Origin of the sequence: Celeribacter baekdonensis, from assembly GCF_900102315.1 — a bacterium.
Classification (GTDB): Bacteria; Pseudomonadota; Alphaproteobacteria; order Rhodobacterales; family Rhodobacteraceae; genus Celeribacter; species Celeribacter baekdonensis.
Map to the genome: position 1 here is coordinate 208,026 of NZ_FNBL01000007.1, position 20,973 is coordinate 228,998.

At 59.4% G+C, this 20,973-nt stretch carries 17 protein-coding genes, 1 tRNA gene and 2 rRNA genes; 11 read left to right on the forward strand and 9 right to left on the reverse strand.

The window, feature by feature from the left end; all coding sequences use genetic code 11:
- Position 1: 1 nt before the first annotated feature.
- The 4 genes from BLT54_RS13450 to BLT54_RS13465 form a co-directional block, all read right to left on the reverse strand.
- Positions 2-472 carry a TRAP transporter small permease gene (locus BLT54_RS13450; RefSeq protein WP_074645805.1) on the reverse strand — a complete coding sequence of 157 codons (471 nt, stop codon included), beginning with the start codon at positions 470-472 and terminating at the stop codon, positions 2-4.
- A gap of 76 nt (positions 473-548) precedes the next feature.
- Positions 549-1,526: a C4-dicarboxylate TRAP transporter substrate-binding protein gene (locus BLT54_RS13455; protein ID WP_074645806.1), complete on the reverse strand. Its 978-nt coding sequence runs from the start codon at positions 1,524-1,526 to the stop codon at positions 549-551.
- A 37-nt stretch (positions 1,527-1,563) separates the two neighbouring features.
- Positions 1,564-2,283, reverse strand: a complete 720-nt coding sequence (locus tag BLT54_RS13460) for a FadR/GntR family transcriptional regulator (RefSeq protein ID WP_074645807.1) — start codon at positions 2,281-2,283, stop codon at positions 1,564-1,566.
- A 147-nt stretch (positions 2,284-2,430) separates the two neighbouring features.
- Positions 2,431-3,321 carry a GntR family transcriptional regulator gene (locus BLT54_RS13465; protein WP_074645808.1) on the reverse strand — a complete coding sequence of 297 codons (891 nt, stop codon included), beginning with the start codon at positions 3,319-3,321 and terminating at the stop codon, positions 2,431-2,433.
- 184 nt (positions 3,322-3,505) lie between these two features.
- On the opposite strand from BLT54_RS13465, the gene BLT54_RS13470 reads away from it, so the two are divergent.
- From BLT54_RS13470 to BLT54_RS13485, 4 genes are read left to right on the forward strand one after another with little or no spacing between them, the layout of a single operon-like run.
- A complete protein-coding gene (locus tag BLT54_RS13470; protein ID WP_074645845.1) occupies positions 3,506-4,495 on the forward strand; it encodes a zinc-binding alcohol dehydrogenase family protein in 990 nt (329 codons plus the stop codon).
- Positions 4,492-5,640, forward strand: coding sequence for a mannitol dehydrogenase family protein (locus BLT54_RS13475; protein WP_074645809.1), 1,149 nt, complete (start codon positions 4,492-4,494; stop codon positions 5,638-5,640). Before BLT54_RS13470 ends, BLT54_RS13475 begins: the two co-directional genes overlap by 4 nt.
- A gap of 1 nt (position 5,641) precedes the next feature.
- The gene (locus tag BLT54_RS13480; protein ID WP_074645810.1) at positions 5,642-7,138 is read left to right on the forward strand and encodes a UxaA family hydrolase; all 1,497 of its coding nucleotides are present in this window, start codon (positions 5,642-5,644) and stop codon (positions 7,136-7,138) included.
- The gene (locus tag BLT54_RS13485) at positions 7,135-8,043 is read left to right on the forward strand and encodes a sugar kinase (RefSeq protein WP_074645811.1); all 909 of its coding nucleotides are present in this window, start codon (positions 7,135-7,137) and stop codon (positions 8,041-8,043) included. Before BLT54_RS13480 ends, BLT54_RS13485 begins: the two co-directional genes overlap by 4 nt.
- Positions 8,044-8,387: 344 nt before the next feature.
- Here BLT54_RS13485 and BLT54_RS13490 read toward each other — a convergent pair whose 3' ends face one another.
- Positions 8,388-8,888, reverse strand: a complete 501-nt coding sequence (locus BLT54_RS13490) for a MarR family winged helix-turn-helix transcriptional regulator (protein WP_074645812.1) — start codon at positions 8,886-8,888, stop codon at positions 8,388-8,390.
- A gap of 269 nt (positions 8,889-9,157) precedes the next feature.
- Between BLT54_RS13490 and ilvD the strand changes: the two genes are divergently transcribed.
- From ilvD to BLT54_RS13510, 4 genes are all read left to right on the forward strand, one after another.
- Complete coding sequence (gene ilvD / locus BLT54_RS13495) at positions 9,158-10,855, forward strand: dihydroxy-acid dehydratase (protein ID WP_074645813.1); 1,698 nt, start codon at positions 9,158-9,160, stop codon at positions 10,853-10,855.
- Between the two features lie 180 nt (positions 10,856-11,035).
- On the forward strand, positions 11,036-12,151 hold the full coding sequence (locus BLT54_RS13500) for a type 2 periplasmic-binding domain-containing protein (protein ID WP_074645814.1): 1,116 nt from the start codon (positions 11,036-11,038) through the stop codon (positions 12,149-12,151).
- 83 nt (positions 12,152-12,234) lie between these two features.
- On the forward strand, positions 12,235-12,777 hold the full coding sequence (locus BLT54_RS13505; RefSeq protein ID WP_074645815.1) for a TRAP transporter small permease: 543 nt from the start codon (positions 12,235-12,237) through the stop codon (positions 12,775-12,777).
- Positions 12,774-14,093 (forward strand): TRAP transporter large permease, encoded by a 1,320-nt coding sequence (locus tag BLT54_RS13510; protein ID WP_074645816.1) that lies wholly within the window; start codon positions 12,774-12,776, stop codon positions 14,091-14,093. Before BLT54_RS13505 ends, BLT54_RS13510 begins: the two co-directional genes overlap by 4 nt.
- A gap of 2 nt (positions 14,094-14,095) precedes the next feature.
- Here BLT54_RS13510 and BLT54_RS13515 read toward each other — a convergent pair whose 3' ends face one another.
- Entirely contained in the window at positions 14,096-15,031 is a 936-nt protein-coding gene (locus tag BLT54_RS13515) for a LysR family transcriptional regulator (protein WP_074645846.1), read from the reverse strand.
- Between the two features lie 133 nt (positions 15,032-15,164).
- Here BLT54_RS13515 and BLT54_RS13520 point away from each other — a divergent pair, with 133 nt between their 5' ends.
- From BLT54_RS13520 to BLT54_RS13530, 3 genes are read left to right on the forward strand one after another with little or no spacing between them, the layout of a single operon-like run.
- Entirely contained in the window at positions 15,165-16,511 is a 1,347-nt protein-coding gene (locus BLT54_RS13520; RefSeq protein WP_074645817.1) for an FAD-dependent oxidoreductase, read from the forward strand.
- Between the two features lie 22 nt (positions 16,512-16,533).
- Positions 16,534-17,805 carry an aconitase X gene (locus BLT54_RS13525; protein WP_074645818.1) on the forward strand — a complete coding sequence of 424 codons (1,272 nt, stop codon included), beginning with the start codon at positions 16,534-16,536 and terminating at the stop codon, positions 17,803-17,805.
- Positions 17,805-18,230 (forward strand): aconitase X swivel domain-containing protein, encoded by a 426-nt coding sequence (locus BLT54_RS13530; protein ID WP_074645819.1) that lies wholly within the window; start codon positions 17,805-17,807, stop codon positions 18,228-18,230. Before BLT54_RS13525 ends, BLT54_RS13530 begins: the two co-directional genes overlap by 1 nt.
- A gap of 417 nt (positions 18,231-18,647) precedes the next feature.
- On the opposite strand, the gene BLT54_RS13535 is transcribed toward BLT54_RS13530, so the two are convergent.
- The 3 genes from BLT54_RS13535 to BLT54_RS13545 all read right to left on the reverse strand — a co-directional run.
- A tRNA-Met gene (locus BLT54_RS13535) sits at positions 18,648-18,724 on the reverse strand.
- Positions 18,725-18,937: 213 nt separating this feature from the next.
- Positions 18,938-19,052, reverse strand: a 5S ribosomal RNA gene (gene rrf / locus BLT54_RS13540).
- A gap of 129 nt (positions 19,053-19,181) precedes the next feature.
- Positions 19,182-20,973, reverse strand: a 23S ribosomal RNA gene (locus BLT54_RS13545); the annotation flags it as partial.

Here is a 20,973-nt window from a genome sequence, read left to right on the forward strand (position 1 = left end):
CTTAATTTTGCAGATCTGTGGATGGTTCGCGCAAACCGCGGACCAAGCGCACCAAGATTACGCATACGACACCAAAGGCACCGACGGTGACGGCGATATCCAGCCAGAACCAGGACACCTTGAGGATTGGTGTCTTCTTGAGCGCCGCCTTTTGGGCAAGCGCGTAACCGAGCCAGGCCATCGCGCCCAAAAGCCCAACCGATCCGACAGCCACCAGCGCCTCAAGGGCACGCTGTGCCCGCCGGTTCAAGAGATTGGTGACCACATCAATGTGAAGGTGGCTTTTCTCGATCTCGCACCCGATGGCCCCAATGAACACAATCCAGATCATCAGAATGCCGGACATCTCTTCGGTCCATTGGATCGGCGTTCCAAGCAGGTAGCGCGCCAGAACCGCCGCAAAGGTGATGAGCACAAGGGCCAGCACCAAAAGACCGCCCACGGCGTTGAGAGATCGAAAGAACAATTTCATGACAGGCCTTTCAGAGGCAAACAATGAGATGCACGGCGGTTGGAACCACCGTGCACTCCGGGAGGAACCCCGTGGCTTATTGGGCCAGTTGGGTCTGGATTTCCTCGTACAGCCCTTCGGACCATTCGGGGAATTCGCCGTAGACTTTCATTGCGGCGTCCTTGAAAGGTGCCAGATCGGGATAGGTCACATTCACGCCTGCGGCCTGCATTTCCTCAAGGATTTTCGCATCCTGCTTGGCGGCCAGCTCTTGGCTGTAAAGGCCCGCTTCGCGGCCGGTCTCATGCAGCATCTCGATCACACTGGGATCGAGCGTGTCGAAATAGGCCTGCCCCCCGAGCCAAAGCGAGGTGTTCTGCAAGTAGGAAATCATCGACAGTTCCTTGGCCTGCTCGTGCAGTTTCTGGCCGTAAAGCACTGGCAGCGGATTTTCCACGCCGTCGATCGTGCCTTGGGTCAGCGCGGGATAGACATCGCCCAGCGGCATGGGCGTGGCCGTGCCGCCCATCGCCTCGATCGCGCGGATTTGCATGATGTTGTTGGGCGTGCGGATTTTCAGGCCAGCCATATCAGCGGGCGTCTCGATCTTTTTGGTCGCCAGCAGTTGACGGGTCCCATAAAGGTAGTTCGAGATCACGATGTGGATGCCCTGCTCTTGCAGCTTGGCGTCTTTTTCCTTGAACCAATCGGATTCATAGATTTTGAACAACTGGGCCGCATCGTCCGTCAGGTAAGGCCCGAACAGGATGCCCAGATCGGCGTCGTAATCGGTCAGAAAACCCACGTCAGCGATGGTGATGACGTTCACGCCGAGCATGGCCTGCTCGATCACGTCCTTTTTGGCACCCAACTGCGACGAGGGGTAAAGCTCAAGCTCGACCTCGCCGTTGGAGGCTTCCGCGACCAGATCGGCCCAGCGATGCATGACCAGATCGGCCGGCTCACCGGGGTTGTTTTCATAGGCAATGCGCACAGTTGTGTCGGCTGCAAAGGCCGGAACTGCCATCATCAGGGCGGTTGTAGCGCCCAATAGGCTCTTGATCACGTGTTTCATAGGTCTCTTTTCCTCCTTTTAAATTCTTGGGCATCGCTCAGTGCTGCCGCTGCACGGGCCAAAGCGATAGGGCCGCGCCGCCGTCCTCGCGTGCCGACAGCCAGTCGGCCAGAACACCACCCGAATGCTGAAAATGGCGGTTCATCGCACCGTACAGGGCGATCTCGTCGCGCAGCGCCAGTGCGGCAATGATCTCGGCGTGCTGAGCGCGCGCGGTCTCAGTGTCGTGTTGATGCGACTTGCCCACTTCAAGGTAGTACCGCAGCGGCACCGACATCACGCGGTACAGATGGATCAGAACATTGTTGCCCGAGGCCTCGACCAGCCCCAGATGGAAACGATAATCCGCCTCGGCGGCTTCGGCGGCGGTCAGGGCCGCGACCATCTGGCGATTTGCATCACGCAGCCGGCTCAGGATGTCGTCATTCACATGGCAGACCATCAACGGCACCGCGCCGGTTTCGCTGATGCGGCGGAAGTTCAACACATCGGTAAACGTGCGCCCCGAGGTATCAAGAAACTGCGTCACTTCGCTGAACATCATGTCGAAATCGGCGGCCCGCACGCGGGCGCCACGCTTGGTCTTTTCGATCAGCGTTAACGCCTCAAGGTGGATCATGGTCTCGCGGATGGTGTTGCGCGAGACATCGAACCGCTCGGCAAGCTCACGCTCGTTCGGAAGCAGATCGCCCGGCCGATACTCGGCGGCAATCTCGCGGCGCAGGATGTCCCGAATTTCTTCAACGGCTGATGTCACTCACCGGCCCTCCCCTTGCCCGTGTTGATAGTCGTTTTTGATAGTCTATTTTGACAATCTATTTGGTTGGACCAAAGGACCAAACTTTTTTATGCGCGTCAATCCCCTTTTGGCGCGGGGCGCATAAATCAGCAAAGCGGGGGACAGCTATCTGGTCGAGATCGAGGCAACAAGCGTGCGGCGCGCCGTTTCGAGATGCGTAACAAAAGCCTGCCGTGCCAGAGCCTTATCCCCGACAAGACAGGCCCGAATGATCTGTAGATGCTCGCGCAGAGCCGCGCGATTTCGCACCTGTTCGTCGCATTTGTTCCACTGGTAGTGATAGTGGACAATCAGGGAAATCCGTTGGGCAAACTCGTCAAAGAACCGATTCTGTGCCGCCGCAAAGATCACCCTATGAAAGGCCGCATCCAGCGCCGGAAACTCGGACATCGCCGCATCCTCGCGCGCCAGAAGCGCGATATGCAGACGCTCCATCTCGGCCATCTGCCGCAAGATGCCCGCATCCTGCGACGCCAAGAGACGGGCAAAGGCCTCGCCCTCGATCAGCGCTCGCATGTCGGCAAGCTCGGTCGCGAATTGTGCGGTAAACCCGTTTAATACCCAGTTTTTATGGGTATTTTTCTCAATCAATCCGTTGGGCTCAAACCGGATCAACAGCTCACGCACCTGCGGCACAGGCACCGACAGAATGCGGGCCACCTCAACCTCGCGCAGTACGGTGCCCGGCGCAAGATCACTGCGCATGACCCACTCCAAAAACCGCTCTTCTGCAAGGTCAGCAGGGAGAGTGGCCTCAGGTTTTGGAAAGAAATCAACGGGATCGGGCAGACGCCGCAGGATCTTGTCGCGCCCAAGCCATTCGATCAATCCGATGTCGGCCAGATGCTTGAGAACAGCGCGCACAGTGGTGCGGCTTGTCTGTAGCAACTCGGCAAGCGCAGCCTCACTGCCCAGCCGATCCCCCGGTTGCAGGGTGGCCAGATGCGCCAGCGCCGTATTGACGCCCAACTTGAATGTCTGCTGACCGCGCGACACGTTATCCCCTTCGAGTTGCCTTTATGCTGGTGTAGTCATTTTAGGCCCAGACTTTCAATCGGCACTTGGAACTCGCCGCAAAATGTTCTTTATTAGTAAAGAACCGAATGCATCGAGTCTATGCCCGATGCGCATTCTACGGGACACAAACACCCTACGGGAGGACACAAAGATGACGGGTTTCATGAAATCCCTGCAGTGCGATGCGCCGCATAGCCTCACCTTGGTCGAGCGGGCACGCCCGGACGATGTCCCGGGCCAGGTGCGTTTGCGCATCGCGGCGATTGGCATCTGCGGCACGGATTACCACATCTACGGTGGCAACCAGCCGTTTCTGGAGTATCCGCGCGTCATGGGCCACGAACTGTCGGCCTATGCGCTGACCGACAGCACCGATGGCCGGATCACCAAGGGCGATCTGGTCGTGGTAAACCCCTACCTGAGCTGTGGCCTCTGTCGCGCCTGCACCAACGGCAAACCCAACTGCTGCGAAAACATCGCCGTGCTGGGTGTGCACACTGATGGTGGCATGTGCGAGGAAATTACCGTTCCCGAAGACAACCTCTACGCGGCCAAGGACCTGACCCCGCAAGCGGCGGCCATGGTCGAATTCCTCGCCATCGGCGCGCATGGCGTGCGCCGCAGCGCCTTGGTGAGCGGAGGCTCGGCCCTGATCGTGGGCGCAGGCCCCATCGGCGTCGGAGCGGCGCTGTTTGCCCATATCGCAGGGGCGCATGTCACCCTGCGCGACACCTCGGCCGACCGTCTGGCTCTCGCCGGAAAGATTGTGCCCGCGGCCTCGGTCGAGCTGGTCAGCGACGCGGGTACGGACGTGTTCGACACCGTGTTCGACGCGACCGGCAACATCAACGCGATGAATGCGGGTTTGAACTTTGTGGCGCATGGCGGCGCTTACGTGCTGCTCTCGGTGGTCAAGGGCGATCTGAATTTTGCCGATCCCGAATTTCATAAACGCGAGACCACGCTGTTTGCCAGCCGCAACGCGCTCAAGGTGGATTTTGAACATGTTATGGACTGCATGGCCAAGGGGCTTGTGCCTGTCGATGACATCTGCACGCACCGCACCACGCTCGAAGGGGCGCTGAACGATCTACCCAAATGGGCACAGGATCGCGGCACAGTTGTCAAAGCGCTGATCGAGCTTGCGCAATGACACCCACCCCTGTTGTCCAATTTGGCACCTCACGTTTCCTTCAGGCTCACGCCGATCTGTTTCTGGCCGAAGGCAGCCCCGCCCGCACGATCACGGTGGTTCAAACCTCTGGCTCGAGCGCGCGCGCGGGCCGTCTGGCCGCGTTTACCGCGCCCGGAGGGTATCCGGTGCGCATTCGCGGACAGCAGGGCGGGCAGATCATCGACGAGGAACGCCGCGTAAGCGCCGTGACCCGCACGTTGTCGAGCGCCACCGATTGGGACGCGCTGTCGCGCGTGATCAGCGAGGAAGCGCAATTCATCCTTTCAAACACCAGCGACGCCGGTTTTGACCCGCAACCCGACGACACGACCCCGCGCCCGATGCAAAGCCAGAGCTATCCAGCCAAGCTGTACCACCTGCTCGCGGCCCGCCACACGAGTGGCGGCGCGCCGCTGTCGATTTTCCCAATGGAACTGATCCCCGAAAACGGCAGTGTTCTGCGCGCCCGCGTGCTTGAGATCGCGGCGGCAAACGGCGCGAGCGCGGATCTCACTGGCTGGCTCGGGCGCTGTCTGTGGGCCAACAGCCTCGTTGATCGCATCGTGTCCGAACCGATCGAGCCGGTGGGGGCCGTGGCCGAACCCTATGCGCTTTGGGCGATCGAGGCGCAGCCCGGTCTGGTCCCACCAACCGATCACCCGTCCATCAAAATGGTCCCAAGCCTTGAATCCATCGAACGTCTCAAATTGCACATCCTGAATCTGGGGCACACGGCCATGGCGGCCTTTTGGATGCAGGAGGACGGGCCGATCACAGCCTCCGATGCCCTTGTGCGCGACCTCTTGGCAGGACCGATGGGCACGCGCGTGACACAGTTGATGCAGAACGAAGTCCTGCCCGGCTTCGCGGTCCACGGTATGGGCGCAGCCGCACAGGCCTATCTGACCACCACGCTCGAACGTTTTGCCAATCCCTTTCTGGATCACCGGATCGCAGATATCGCGCAGAACCACGCTCAGAAACTGGACCGGCGTATCGGCACCTTCCTGACCTGGGTGCGCGCCGTTGCACCAAACTACAGTGCCCCCGTTCTCGACGGGCTGATGGGGGCGAGCGCCCCCGACGCTGGCACCCCGAAATCATCCGCCCAAAAGGAGATGTGACATGAGCGCGCCGGATCTGATCATTCTCGACCCTCAGGACACCGTTGCGGTCGTGCTATCCGACATGGCGCGCGGCACAACGCGGGCCGGGCTAACCGCCCAGGACGACATCCCGCGCGGCCACAAGATTGCCCGCACCGCCATGTCCGAGGGTGATGCAATCGTGAAATACGGCCAAGTCATGGGGGTCGCCGCTCAGGACATCGCTGTCGGCAGCCATGTGCATGTGCACAACTGCGCCCTGCCCCGCACCCATTCCGACCGCTCCAGCGTCAAGGGCGCGGCCATGCCTACCCCGCAGCGGCAGAGTTTCCAAGGCTACGCACGCCCTGACGGGCGCGTCGGCACGCGCAATTTCATCGGCATCATGGCCTCGGTCAACTGTTCGAGTACCGTGTGCAACGCCATCGCAGCCGAGGCCAATCGCACGCTTTTGCCCAAATATCCAAACATCGACGGCTTTGCGCCGATCGTGCATGATCAGGGCTGCGGCATGACCAATCAGGGCGAGGGCTTTGACACGCTCGTGCGCACGCTCAAGGGCTACCGCGATCACCCCAATTTCGGTGGTGTGCTGATCGTGGGCCTTGGCTGCGAAGTCAATCAGCTTACCTTGTACAAGCCCACCGACTGGACACAGGCGCGCCTTAAAACCTTCAACATCCAGGAGGTCGGCGGCTCGCGCTCTGCGGTGCGCCGCGCGCTTGAACTGCTCGAACCCATTGCGGCTGCGGCCAATGACGACCAACGCAGCGAACAACCGGTCTCGAAACTGGTGCTGGGCATGCAATGTGGTGGCTCGGACGGGTTTTCCGGCATCACCGCCAATCCCGCGCTTGGGGTTGCCTCGGACCTGTTGGTGGCCGCCGGTGGCACCTCGATCCTGTCCGAGACGCCCGAGATTTTCGGTGCAGAGCACCTGTTGATCGCACGCGCAGACCCGCAAACCGGCGACAAGATCCGCGCCATGATCGACTGGTGGCGCGACTATGTCGGCAAAAACGGTGCCTCGCTGGACAACAACCCCAGCCCCGGCAACAAAAAGGGTGGCCTGACCACCATTTTGGAAAAATCGCTGGGGGCTGTGGCCAAGGGCGGACTGTCGCCGCTGGTGGGCGCCTATGCCTATGCCCAGCCCATCGACCAGACCGGCTTTGTCTATATGGACAGCCCAGGCTATGATCCGGTGGCGGCCACAGGACAGATCGCCTCTGGGGCGAACCTGATCGCCTTTACCACCGGTCGGGGATCGTGTTTCGGCGCCAAGCCCACCCCCTCAATCAAACTCGCCTCCAACAGCGATCTGGCGCGCTCTATGCCCGAGGACATCGACATTGATTGCGGTGGCGTGATCGAAGCTGGCACACCGCTTGCGGAAATGGGCCTGCGCATCTACGAAGTGTTGCTTGATGTCGCTTCTGGCCGCAAAACGGCGTCCGAAGAGTTCGGCTATGGCGACAACGAATTCGTGCCGTGGAAAATCGGAGCTGTCCTGTGAGCGCGCGCGCGGGTCTTTTGTGCATCGGTGAATGCATGGTCGAACTGTCGGGCGGCGAGAATGCGCTGTACCAACAGGGTTTTGCGGGCGACACGCTCAACACCGCCTGGCACGCACGCGCGGCCCTGCCGTCGGGCATTCCGGTGGGCTTTTTCACCGCCGTGGGCACGGATACGATGTCAGACCGGATGCTCGACTTTCTGGACAGATCGCAGATCGCGCGCGCGCATGTGCTGCGCATTCCCGAGCGACGTCCGGGACTCTATATGATCGAACAGCGCGACGGCGATCGGCATTTCACCTACTGGCGTGACACGTCGGCAGCGCGTCTGATGGCCGAAGACCCCGAGCGGCTGACAGCCGCTTTCGCCGAGGCGGCCTATCTCTATTTTTCGGGCATCACGTTGGCAATCCTCACACCTCAGGCGCGTGATCGTTTGGTTCAGGCCTGTCTGAATGCCCAGCAAGATGGGGCCAAGCTGGTGTTCGACCCCAACATTCGCCCGGCACTTTGGCCCGATGCCGCCCAGATGCGCGACGTGCTCGAAACCACCGCTGCCTTATGCGACATCGTGCTGCCCAGCTTTGACGACGAAAAGACCCATTTCGGAGATGCCACGGCTGAGCAAACCTGCGCGCGCTTTGCGCGACTGACCAAGGGGCGGGCAGAAATCATCGTGCGCGATGGGGCGCGGCCCGTGCATCTTTTGACACCTGGGGGCGTTCCTGAAGCCATCACCGTGCCGACCGTGGCGCAGATCGTTGATGCGACCGGCGCAGGCGATGCCTTTAGCGGCAGCTATCTGGCCGCGCGGCTTAGCGGGCAATCACCCCGGAATGCAGCCCTCAAAGGGATTGCCACCTCGGCGCAGGTCATCGGCCATCACGGAGCCATCCCCCGCTAGAGTGCCGGAAATCCGTGGCACCATCACGTGGCACCGTCACGTGGCACCGTCACAGTGCGGCGCACAGGACGCAGGACGCAACCGCCCTGAGCAACCCCCTGCGCGGGCCCTAATTTGGGGCGTCACACTACCCTCGCCGCGCATGCCCGCGCCACCATTTGGCCGTCGCGCGCGGTTGTTTGACCGATCTGGCACTGGAACGGGCGATGCGGAACGACTACAGCGCGGGTCCAACATGGCGCAACCTTCCGCTTGAAGCCAAGGCGCATGTCGCTGTCCAAAAATGGATTGATGAAAATGCAATGGCGCTTTTACCTTAGCGGGAATGGCCCTTGGGGCGCAGATCAGAGCTCTTGCCCGGCTTGCGCCTGATCCTGAATCAATCCATCGGCATTCTGTTTGATCCGACCCAGAAGCGCAAAAAGCTGGGTCAACTCTTCGTCACTCAACCCTTCGATGATCCGTGCGGCACGCACAGCCCCCGCCTTGATCAACGCGGCGTGCAATGTGCGGCCCGCATCTGTCAGTCGCGCAATCGTAGCACGGCCGCGACTTGTCGTCATTTCCAGCGACACAAAGTCTCGATCCTTGAGCGCCTTGAGCGCCCGACTGGCCGACGCCGTATCCAGATCCGCCGCCAGCGCCGCATCCCCCACTGTCAGTTCGGGATGCTTGCCGAGCACCAGAACAAGCCGCCACTCCTGTACACCAATCCCGAACCCATTGCGGTAAAACGCCGAGGCCGAGCGGTTCAGCCGGTTGGCAACGCCTGTCATGCGAAAGGTAACGCCCTGATCAATCAACAGGTTCAGACGCTCGGTGGTGGGGTGTATTTTATCCTTCAAGCACTTGGCCTCCGGTTGGTTCTGATCCGCACACACGGTGCAGTGACACAGCATCTATCATGCGCAAACTGCGTGTCCATGCAATGGTGGTGCCTTGCGGGGCCAGTGGCAACCACCGACAGGCCCGTTACGCAGAATAGGCTTTCAAACCGCGCTGTGGCATCCGTTTGACCATGAGCACCCTCCATTGTTGACATATCATAAAATGTATAGTCAAAATTTATCGGAACCGAAATCCTCTGGGCAAAATACATCAAAGGGACCCTGACATGACCGACACAGCCAAAAGCAACGCGATCAAGCTGCGTAGTAATTTCGACATCGGATCGTCGTTCTGGGCGGTGCGCCGCGCGCAATGGCGGGCAATGGGCATGACGGACGAGGACATGGAAAAACCGAAAATCGCCGTGATCAACACCTCCTCGGACCTGGCAATCTGTTTTAACCACCTCGATGCGGTCGCCACTGTGGTCAAAGATGCGATCCGTGGTGCGGGTGGTCTGCCCTTTGAGGTCCGCACCGCCGCCCCCAGCGATTTCATCCATAGCGCGGGCAATGCGGGCAAATACATCCTCCCCTCGCGTGACCTAATCACCAACGACATCGAGGTGCAGGTCGAGGGGGCGCAGCTCGACGCCATGGTCTGCCTTGTCTCCTGTGACAAAACTGGCCCCGGTCAATTGATGGCTGCCGCGCGGTTGAACATCCCAACGATTTTCGTGATCTGCGGCTATCAGGCCAGCGGCCATATCGGTGATGAACACGTTGACATCGAGGACGTTTTTCTGGGCGCAGGTCATCATGCCATGAAGGCGATCACCTTGGAGCGGCTGCGTGAAATAAGCGAGAATGCCATCGGCTCCTCGGGTGTATGTTCAGGCATGGGCACCGCCAATTCGATGCACACCGTCTGCGAAGCTTTGGGCATGACCTTGCCCGGTCATGCCCCCGTGCGCGCATATGGACCGAAAATGTTGATCCAAGCCGCCGACGCGGGCAAGCGCATCGTCGAGATGGTCTGGGAAAATCTCTGCCCGCGCGACATCTTGACCGAGGCGGCGTTCGAGAACGCTGTGCGCTCGGTCTTTGCCGTGTCCGGCTCGATCAACACGGTCAAACATTTGCAAGCCATTGCCGCCGAAGCCGGCACCGATATTGACGTTTACGGCATGTTTGAAAAACTGATGGACACCGCGCCGGTGCTGGTCGCCGTGCGCCCCAATGGCACCACCAGCATCGAGGATTTCGAGGACGGCGGCGGCGCGCGCGCCATTCTCAAGCAGCTTGGTGATCTGGCGCGGCTTGAGGCCCGGTCGGTCGCGGGCGGCACCTTGGGCGACCTTCTGGCCAACTACACGCCACCCACCGACACAGTAAAATCGGCCAAAGCGCCGCTGTCGGACAAACCCGCCATCGTCATCGTACGCGGCAATCTTGCGCCCGAGACCGCGATCATCAAACTGGGGCTGCGCTATGATCGCGTCATGAAAGTCAGCGGGCCTGCGATCTGTTTTGAGACCCCGATTGCCGCCATCGAGGGGCTGCAACACGGCAAGGTGAAAGCAGGTGATGTGTTGGTCCTGCGCGGATTGGGCGTGCGCGGTGGTCCGGGCATGGGCATGGCCTCGCGCGTGGTCTTTGCCATTGAAGGTGCGGGTCTGGGCGAGGACGTTGCGGTTGTCACCGATGGGCAGTTGTCGGGATTGGTCAATAAGGGCCTTGTGGTGGGAGAAATTACACCCGAGGCCTATGATGGCGGGCCGCTCGGCCTTATTGCCGACGGCGATATCATCACCATCGACGTCGACGCGCGCCGTGTGGATGTGGCGCTCAGCGAGGCCGAATTCGCCGCGCGCCGGGCCGCCCTGCCCCCCACCAAACGGTCCAACCAACGCGGGTTTCTCGCCACCTATGAGGAAGTCGTGCAACCGCTATCGCGCGGCGCGATCCTCGTGCGCCCAGAATAACCCCGTTCCACCTCTGCGCCCTCACTGCCGTTGCGGATCGTGAGGGCACCTCCCGCCTTCCATCTTTTCCAAAACGCGAAGGCATCTATGCGACAAATGATCTGGTTTGTTGCGCAATCGCACCGTTAGACTTTAAAAGTGGTCGCGACTTCATGCGCTGGCCGCTTTGGGAGGAGAAACATGAAAAACGTAGTTTATGGCACGGTCCTTGTGACCGCTGTGGCGCTGACGGCAGCCCCCACAGTTGCCAAGGACCTGGTCTATGGCTCCTGGATGGGGGCCAATGCCTCGACAAACGCCATCACCCTACCGCGGTATTTCGACCGCATCCGCGAGGCAACGGGCGGCAGTATCAACTGGACGTTGGTGCCTGGCGGTCAACTTGCCAGCGGACCAGGCACTGTGGACGCCGTCAAAGGCAACCTGATCGACGGCGGCACCACCATGGCCCCCTATACCCCGCGTGAGCTGCCCGCCACCAATGCCATCTTTACCCGCACTGTCGCGGGCAATGATGTCGTCGGTACGGCAGGGGCGATGAACGAGCTGATGTTGCTCAACTGCCCGCAATGCCTGGCCGAATACAAACGCAACGAGGCCGTGGCCTTTGGCGGCTATAACACCACGCCCTACCTGTTGATGTGCAAACCCGAAGTCTCGACCGTGGCCGATCTGTCGGGCACCAAAGTGCGCGCTTCGGGTGGCGGCGTCGAGATCATGACCCTCGCCGGGGCCACCCCCGTCGCGATGAGCCCCGCCGAGGCCACCTCTGCCCTGGAACGCGGCGTGGTGGATTGCGTCATGGGTTCGCTCGCGTGGCTGCGCAACTACGGCTATATGGACATCACCAAACATGTGGTCGAATTCCCACTGGGCATGGCCGGTCCGCCCATCCTGATGTACCTCAACCGCGATGTTTGGGAGGACATGACCGACGTAGAACGTCAGGCCCATATCGATAATGCCGCTGAACTGGTCGCCGTGGGCACGATCACCGCGCAGATCGACATCGACGCCGAGGTCAAAGTCAAAGCGCTGGAGAGCGGAATTACCTTTCATCAGGGCGGTGCCGATTTTGCCGCTGTGATTGACCAACGCGTCCAAGATCAGGAAGCACACATCATCGAGATTGCCACCCAGGCCGGCGTCGAAGATGTTGCAGGTCTCTTGGCAAAATACACCGAACTCTTGGCAAAATGGAACGCGCTGTCCACGGACATCGGCATGGATGTGGGCAAATTCACCGAGGCCCTAAACGCCGAGGTCTATTCCAAAATCGACCTTGACGCGCTGTAATCCACCCCGTTTGGCAGAGGGGACACGCCCCTCTGCCCTTTTTTCCCACGACAGATCGCATTTCAACAGAAAGGCTTCGGTCCATGACATACCTTGACTGGGTGGCACGGGTGACCACGGGCATCGCCAGTGTCATCGTGATCCTCATGATGCTGCACGTCAGTGCGGATGTGTTCGCACGCACGCTCTTTCACAAACCCCTTATCGGCACGACCGAGATCGTCTCGGCCTATTATATGGTCGCCATCGCCTTTTTACCGATTGCATGGATCTCGCGTCAGCGCGGCCATATCATCGTCGAACTTTTCACCGCACATCTGCCACGGCGCAAACTTAAACGGCTTGATGCTTTTGCAGGGCTGGTGACACTGGGCTACGTCGGGCTGTTCGTGTGGAAACTTCTGGAAACGGCGATCGAAAAAACCCACATCCGTGAAGCATGGGAAGCGGCCACTGGCTTTGTAGAGGTCTGGCCGTCTCGTTGGATCGTGCCAGCGGGGTTTGCCTTTATGGCGATCTATGTCCTGATTCAGACCCTTGGTGATCTGCGCGCGGCCCGCTCCTCCGACGATCCGCCCAACGATGGCCCCTCCCCTGAGCCTGCACAGAGCGAGATCTCCTCATGAGCGGCCCGCTGATTGGTGCCCTCGGCCTTGTGGGTGTGCTGCTCTTGATTGCAATCCGTATCCCGATTGGCGTCGCGCTGGGGGTTGCGGCGGTCGCGGGCCTTTCGATCCTACGCAACCTCAATGTCGCGATGAACGTGATGGAACAAACCCCGTTCGAGGTCGCCGCCAGTTGGAGCCTCTCGGCCATCCCGATGTTCATCCTGATGGGGGCGATTGCTCATAACTCGGGCATCTCGGTCGCACTGTTTCGCGCCGCGCGACTGTGGGCCTCGCGCCTGCCCGGCGGCCTTGCCGTGGCGACCAACCTTGCCTCTGCGGGCTTTGCGGCCGCCTCTGGATCGTCTGTGGCCACGGCTGCAACCATGGGCAAGCTCGCGATCCCCGAAATGCTGCGCAATGGCTACGACAAGGGGCTCGCGGCGGGCGTGGTCGCCTCGGCGGGTACACTGGGCGCGCTGATCCCGCCCTCGATCATGTTCGTGATCTATGGGGTCTTTGCAGAGGTTTCGATCACCAAATTGCTGATCGCAGGGGTGCTTCCCGGTCTTTTGACCGCAGCGGTCTACACCACGATGATCATTCTGCGGGCCAAACTTGATCCTAAAATCGCTCCCCCCGTCACAATTGACGCCGAGGTCGAAGGCACGATCTGGCGCGCGCGATGGGCCTCGTTGATTCCAGTTTGGCCGGTGCTCGTGCTGATCTTCGGCATCATCGGCGGGCTCTACGGCGGGATTTTCACCCCCACCGAAGCTGGCGCAGGCGGCGCGCTTTTGGCCTGTGCCATTGCGTTGGTGCAGGGTCGGCTGACGCGCCATGTTCTATGGGAGTCGGTGACCGAAGCGGTCATGACCACCGCCTCGCTGTTGTTCGTCGCCTATGGCGCGGTGATGTTTACCAAGTTCCTCGCGCTCTCCGGCCTGCCCGTCTATCTGGGCAGCATGATTCAGGCGATGGAACTTTCGCCCTACATGCTGATCCTTGCGGCCTCGGTGATCTACCTCATCCTCGGGATGTTTCTCGATCCGATGGGGGTGCTGCTGCTTTCGCTTCCGGTGATGCAGCCGATGTTCGCGGCTGTCGGGGCCGATCCAATCTGGGTCGGTGTGATCGTGGTGAAATTTATCGAAATCGGGCTGCTGACGCCCCCTGTTGGCTTCAACGTCTATGTGGTGAAATCGGTCGTAGGGGATGACATCCCGATCGGCACGATCTTTCGTGGGGTGGGCTGGTTCCTGATCTGCGAAGCGGTGATCATGTTCCTCTTGGTCGTTTTCCCACAAATATCGCTCTATCTACCCAACCACATGTAACCTCAGTCCGGGGCCAGAACTTGGTCCCGGACATCTGCGACTGGGCGATCCCACGGGGCCAAGGGGTGCACCGCACGGGCAAGCCAGTCGCACATCGCCATAACCAATCGGTCTTGGGTGCGGGTCGCGGGCACCCATGCGCTGATCCATAGGTCTGGCACCTTGTATTCGGGGAGCACGACCTCAAGCGCCCCGCGCGCAATATGCGGGCGCGCCAGATATTCGGCGACCACCGCCACCCCCAGATCCGCCAGCACCGATTCCACCAGCACCAATGAATCATTGACCGAAAACCGCGAATGGATTTCCACACTCACTGGCCCTTGATCGCCCTCGAACACCCAATTCGACCCCGTGGGATGGAAGGTCAGACAATCATGCGCCAACAAATGTCGCGGGTGGGTCAGTTCGGGGGCGCGCGCCAGGTAGGTCTGTGAGGCAATCATCAGCCGCGGATAAGGGCAGAGCGGGATGGCCTCGACGTTGGGATAGGACGACGGGATCGCGCCCAAGGCGATGTCGAACCCTTCTTCCAGCGGGTTGACCGACCGATCCATCAACACCAAATCAATTCGCGCCTTGGGATGGGCGGCCTGAAACTGGGTGATGATCCGTCCAAAATGCAACACGCACAACGTCGTGGGGCATTTGATCCGCAAGGTGCCCTCCATCGGCGAGGCCGCATCGCGCATATCGGCAAACGTGTCTGACACCTCTGCCACGATCGACAAAAACCGTGGGTGCACTCGTTCGCCGGTTTCTGTGAGCTGGAGCTTTCGCGTGGAGCGGATAAACAGTGGCGTGCCGATCTGGTCCTCCAACCGGTTGATCTTTTTCGAGATCACCGAGGGCACCGTGTCGAGATTGCGCGCCGCTGCCGAAAAGCTGCCCGCACGCACCACGGCCAAAAAGGTCCGCATATTGTCAATCGTATCCATCTCTTCCTCCATCTCCCGCGACACTCCCAACATCTTTCTCAAATTGCGAAAGGTAAAGGTGTATATTTGATCTTTTTTGGTGATGTCCAACCTGCGACCTTCCCGGTGCTGAGACCAACGAGGAGCGACCGGTATGGGCGATACATTCAACACAGGCACGCGGATCGTGCAACGGGACGGCCTTGCGCCATCCAAACGGTTGCAGGCCGACATCTGTATCGTCGGCGCGGGAATTTCCGGCGTCAGCGCCGCCCTTGAGGCCGCCAAACTGGGGCGCAAAGTGGTGCTCGTGGACAGCCAACCCGCACTTGGTGGTCAGGCGGTGAATTCGATCATCGCCACCTTCTGTGGGCTCTATTCCAACGGCACCCACGGCTATCAATTCACCCATGGCATCGCTGACGACATGCTCGACTGGCTCGAAACACAAGAACAGGCGATCTTTTACCGCCATGGCCCGAACACCACCGTGGTCTATTACGACGAGGTCGCATTGGGACGCTGGGTCGAGCAAAGCATCCTGAACGCCGGCGTTACGGTCGTCCTCGGCGCGATGCTCAATGGCGTCGAGGTCGAAGGCCGCCGGATCAAAAGCGCGGGCTTTCTCACGCGCTATGGCCCGCTTGAGGTCGAGGCGACCGGCTGGGTCGACAGTTCGGGCGATGCTGTACTGGCGTGGCAGGCGGGCTTTGAGTGCCGTGAACCCGATAAAAATGGCGTGTTCGGTACGCAAATGGTGGTGCTGGAAAACATCAACGAAGCCAACCAACCCAACCGTGACGAGATCGGCGCACGGATGAAAGAGGTGGGCGACATCTATGGGCTGCGCCGCCGAGAAGGTCTGGGATTCACCATTCCCGGACGTGGCATCGCCGCGATGAATATGACCCATGTCGAGACGCCACTCGACCCTGTCGCGGCCTCTGCGGCAGCCCTTGAGGGCAAGGATCAGGCCATGCGTGCGGTGGATTTCCTGCGCACCGAATTCCCCGAATGTTTCGGTGAGGCCCGCGTGCGGTCCTTCGGGCTGCCCGGTATCCGTCAAACCCGCTGGATCAAAGGCACCCACCATCTGACCGTCGACGAAATCCGGGCGGGCACCAAATTTGACGATGCCATCGGGCGGACCGCATGGCCCATCGAACTACATGACCACGACGACGGCCACCACTGGATCGTCTTCGACAAGGACCACGTCCATTACATCCCTCTGGGCAGCCTCACACCCGAGAGCTGTGACAATATGGTGGCCGCCGGTCGCTGCATTGATGCCGATAGTGCCGCCCTGTCAAGCGTGCGCGTGATGGGGCCTTGCATTGCCATGGGCATGGCCGCGGCCCATGCTCTGGACATCGCGGGCACGGGGTCGGTACACCAGATCGACCTGCGCGAAATGCACCGCCGCATCGCCGATAACGTCGAGCGTGAACACTACCGTTGGGACTCCGCCGAACTGGCCTCCGTCGCAACCAACTCGTAACGAACCTTGGAGGAGGGAACAGATGCAACTCACCGATGCTGAATGTGCGATGCGCGATGGCGCGCAAGGCGATGCCGTGGCCGCCGCGATGGATCTGCTGATCCGCTACGGCGAGGCACTGGACGCCGACCGCCTGATTGAAACCGATAATGTAGCAGGCGCGTTCAACGCCTCCACCCCTTCGGTTCGCCCCATCGCCGAACGCGGCATGGCCGAGGTGTTTTCCAAGCTCAACCTCGACAGCGACAAGACCCTCGACATCCCGCATATGGCCGCGCGCACCTGTCAGCTCATCACAGGGATCGACGACCAGAACTGGGCGCTGCAAGGGGCCGATCCGCAGATGATCGAAATGCAACGCAAGAATGAAGCCTTCATTGGCAAGCGCGGCATCAATCTTTTTGCCACCTGCACCCCCTATCAGGTCGGCAATGTGCCCACCTTTGGCGAGCATTGCGCGTGGATGGAAAGCTCGGCGGTGATCTACTGCAACGGCGCGCTTGGCGGGCGTACCAATGTCGAAGGCAAGGAAAGCACAGGCGCTGCGGCTTTGACCGGGCGCATTCCCTACTGGGGCTATCACCTCACCGAAAACCGTTTCGGCAATCGCCATGTGCGGGTCGATGTGCCCGTGGACACAATGATGGATTGGGGCCTGTTGGGCTATTTCACCGGCGAGCAGGTCGAAGAGGCCATTCCCGTGATCGAGGGACAGATCGGCCACACGGACTTGATCAAGCTCAAGCATTTTGGGGCTGCTGCAGCCTCGTCGGGCGGGGTTGAAATGTACCACATCCCCGGTCGGACCCCCGAGGCCCGCACCCCCGACGAAGCGTTCGGCCCGCGCCGGGCCGAGGCGTCGTTTGTCTATGACGCCGCCGCGCGCAAATCGGTCTACGAGATGCTACAAACCGCCACCGACCCAAAGGTCGATTTCATCATGCTGGGCTGTCCGCATAATTCCATCGAACAGGTGGGCCGCATCGCCCATATGCTCGACGGAAAACGCCTGCATCCCGATGTGCAGATGTGGGTCCATACGCCGCGCGCCATCCGTGACGTGGCGGTGCGTTCGGGATATGTCACCCTGATTGAAGCGGCCGGTGGGCAGGTCATGTCTGATACCTGCCCCGCGATTTCACGCCGCATCCCCGAGGGCGTGCGCGTCATCGCCACAGATAGTGCCAAACAAGCACATTACCTGCCCGCGATTGCCAAGGTGCAAGGCTGGTTCGGCTCACTTGAGGCCTGCATCAAAGCCGGCCTGACCGGCACATGGAAAGGAGATTTCTGATGGTCGACACACGCGACAGTTTCTCCCTGCGCGGGCGCAAAGTCGTTGGTGGTTTTGCCGAAGGCGAAGCCATGGTCACCAGCCAGACGATCTCGGGCTGGGGTGGCATCAACGAACGCAACGGCTCTATCATCGAGCGGCGGCACGAGTTGGTCGGTCAAAGCTTTGCTGGTAAAATCCTGATCTTTCCGGGGGCAAAAGGCTCTTCGGGCTGGTCAGCATTTTTCCACATGACCCGCATCAACAACGTGGCACCTGCAGCCATGTTGTTTACCCGCATGACCACCAAAATCGCCCTTGGCGCCGTCGTCACCCGTGTGCCAGCCATGACTGACTTCGATGGCGACATCCTGACCCAAATCCGCACTGGCGATCACGTCGTCGTCAATGCAAACACCGGATTCATCGAGGTGACGCGCCGCTAGGACCATACAGATTGGCTCTGTTGGATGAGACACGGCAGGCTTAGGATGTATTCATCGTCCTGCCTCACCCTGTCTGCGACCCGCGTTTTCTAACGGATGTGGCTTGCCCATCTGGAACCCCAATATCGGCCAGCGTTGGTTTGTGCGCATTAGGTTCTGGGTTTTTTTGTACGGGAGCGGGGTGTGTCTGAGTTGGTGGGTGTGTCTTGCTTACGTGACGTGCTGTTGCTGAGGGTGCCAGTCAGTCGCTTGCATTGCGTCTATGCCACAGCGTTGAGTTTGCTCTTGTTGCTTCCACGGTGCTTGCAGTTCGCGCGGGCTTCTTAAAAGTAGCACCGTTGTGGCACCGCGCCTGAGCGGCACAAACGCAAACGGCCACCCTTGGGTGGCTACGTATTTGATCTAACTGCAAGATTTTGGTTGCGGGGACAGGATTTGAACCTGTGACCTTCAGGTTATGAGCCTGACGAGCTACCGGGCTGCTCCACCCCGCGACAGTTTGTTTGTGCTACCGGCTGTTCAGCTACTTGAGCACTTTGTTTGTGCTACCGGCTGTTCGGCTAGTTGAGCACTTTGTTTGTGCTTTGTTTTTGATCAAAGCACGGTCTTTTCAGAACATGTATGTTCTGGATATTGCCCGAGGGCTGTTTTAAGCGATCGGGGATATTTAGATATCGTCAGAGAGATTAAATATGGCTCTTTATTAGGTTTGGCGGTGACCTACTCTCCCACGACTTAAGTCGCAGTACCATCGGCGCAACCGTGCTTAACGGCCGAGTTCGGGATGGGATCGGGTGTTTCACTAGTGCTGTGACCACCAAACCGAATAAAGAGCCACGACCGGGTTTGATCCCGGCCATTGTCCAAGTCAGATACATTATACTGTGTGTTGGTATGTATGCTTCTGTTTGTCACAGTGAGTAAAACTTTTCAGTTTTGCTTTTACTGGATCAAATCAAGCCTATCGAGCAATTAGTACTGGTCAACTGAATGCATTACTGCACTTACATCTCCAGCCTATCGACGAGGTGGTCTACCTCGGCTCTCAGGGATACCTTGTTTTGAGGGGGGCTTCCCGCTTAGATGCCTTCAGCGGTTATCCTTTCCGATCATAGCTACCCAGCACTGCTATTGGCATAACAACTGGTCCACCAGTGGATCGTTCACCCCGGTCCTCTCGTACTAGGGGCAACTCCTCTCAAGTATCCTACACCCACGGCAGATAGGGACCGAACTGTCTCACGACGTTCTAAACCCAGCTCACGTACCTCTTTAAATGGCGAACAGCCATACCCTTGGGACCTGCTCCAGCCCCAGGATGAGATGAGCCGACATCGAGGTGCCAAACACTGCCGTCGATATGGACTCTTGGGCAGTATCAGCCTGTTATCCCCGGCGTACCTTTTATCCGTTGAGCGATGGCCCTTCCACTCGGGACCACCGGATCACTATGGCCGACTTTCGTCTCTGCTCGACTTGTCAGTCTTGCAGTCAGGCTGGCTTTTGCCATTGCACTCAACGAGCGATTTCCGACCGCTCTGAGCCAACCTTCGCGCGCCTCCGTTACTCTTTAGGAGGCGACCGCCCCAGTCAAACTACCCGCCACACAGGGTCCCGGAACCGGATAACGGTCCGCGGTTAGACATCAAGCAGAACAAGGGTGGTATCTCAAGGGAGGCTCCACAGGGACTAGCGTCCCTGCTTCAAAGCCTACCACCTATCCTGCACATGTTCGGCCTAATGCCAGTGTGAAGCTGTAGTAAAGGTGCACGGGGTCTTTCCGTCTAACCGCGGGAAGCCTGCATCTTGACAGGCAATTCAATTTCGCTGAGTCTATGTTGGAGACAGCGGGGAAGTCGTTACGCCATTCGTGCAGGTCGGAACTTACCCGACAAGGAATTTCGCTACCTTAGGACCGTTATAGTTACGGCCGCCGTTTACCTGGGCTTCAATTCGGAGCTTGCACTCCTCCTTTTAACCTTCAGGCACCGGGCAGGCGTCAGACCCTATACGTCGTCTTACGACTTCGCAGAGCCCTGTGTTTTTAGTAAACAGTCGCCACCCCCTGGTTTGTGCCCCCAGCTCCAAGTTGCCTTAGAACCGGGCCTCCTTCTCGCGAACTTACGGAGGTATTTTGCCGAGTTCCTTCAACATAGTTCTCTCAAGCGCCTTGGTATTCTCTACCAGTCCACCTGTGTCGGTTTAGGGTACGATCTTATGTAAGAGCTATTTCCAGGAACCTCTAAGCAGCCCATTCAATCCGATAAGGATGAACTACCCTCGAGATCCGTCACTTCTTACTGGCCCAGGAATATTAACCTGGTTCCCATCGACTACGCCTTTCGGCCTCGCCTTAGGGGTCGGCTCACCCTGCTCAGATTAGCTTTAAGCAGGAACCCTTGGACTTTCGGCGACAGGGTCTCTCACCCTGTTTGTCGCTACTCATGTCATCATTCTCACTAGTGATCTCTCCACGGGATCGCTCACGCGCCCGCTTCACAGAAAGCCTCTTGTGTCCAATGATCCCGAAGGATCGAAAGACACATGAGACTATGTCACACTACGCTCTGCTACCATGCCTTACGGCATCCTCAGCTTCGGCTCATGGCTTGAGCCCCGTTACATCTTCGCCGCAGGACAACTTATCTAGACCAGTGAGCTGTTACGCTATCTTTAAAGGATGGCTGCTTCTAAGCCAACCTCCTGGTTGTTTTGGTCGTCCCACCTGCTTTCCCACTTAGCC

Excerpts from the sequence above, each read along its gene's own strand:
- BLT54_RS13505 (WP_074645815.1), top strand. The coding sequence starts at position 12,235 with ATGACATACCTTGACTGGGTGGCACGGGTGACCACGGGCATCGCCAGT.
- BLT54_RS13470 (WP_074645845.1), top strand. The coding sequence starts at position 3,506 with ATGAAATCCCTGCAGTGCGATGCGCCGCATAGCCTCACCTTGGTCGAG.
- BLT54_RS13530 (WP_074645819.1), top strand. The coding sequence starts at position 17,805 with ATGGTCGACACACGCGACAGTTTCTCCCTGCGCGGGCGCAAAGTCGTT.
- BLT54_RS13520 (WP_074645817.1), top strand. The coding sequence starts at position 15,165 with ATGGGCGATACATTCAACACAGGCACGCGGATCGTGCAACGGGACGGC.
- ilvD (WP_074645813.1), top strand. The coding sequence starts at position 9,158 with ATGACCGACACAGCCAAAAGCAACGCGATCAAGCTGCGTAGTAATTTC.
- BLT54_RS13500 (WP_074645814.1), top strand. The coding sequence starts at position 11,036 with ATGAAAAACGTAGTTTATGGCACGGTCCTTGTGACCGCTGTGGCGCTG.
- BLT54_RS13450 (WP_074645805.1), bottom strand. The coding sequence starts at position 472 with ATGAAATTGTTCTTTCGATCTCTCAACGCCGTGGGCGGTCTTTTGGTG.
- BLT54_RS13475 (WP_074645809.1), top strand. The coding sequence starts at position 4,492 with ATGACACCCACCCCTGTTGTCCAATTTGGCACCTCACGTTTCCTTCAG.
- BLT54_RS13455 (WP_074645806.1), bottom strand. The coding sequence starts at position 1,526 with ATGAAACACGTGATCAAGAGCCTATTGGGCGCTACAACCGCCCTGATG.
- BLT54_RS13510 (WP_074645816.1), top strand. The coding sequence starts at position 12,774 with ATGAGCGGCCCGCTGATTGGTGCCCTCGGCCTTGTGGGTGTGCTGCTC.
- BLT54_RS13525 (WP_074645818.1), top strand. The coding sequence starts at position 16,534 with ATGCAACTCACCGATGCTGAATGTGCGATGCGCGATGGCGCGCAAGGC.
- BLT54_RS13515 (WP_074645846.1), bottom strand. The coding sequence starts at position 15,031 with ATGGATACGATTGACAATATGCGGACCTTTTTGGCCGTGGTGCGTGCG.
- BLT54_RS13480 (WP_074645810.1), top strand. The coding sequence starts at position 5,642 with ATGAGCGCGCCGGATCTGATCATTCTCGACCCTCAGGACACCGTTGCG.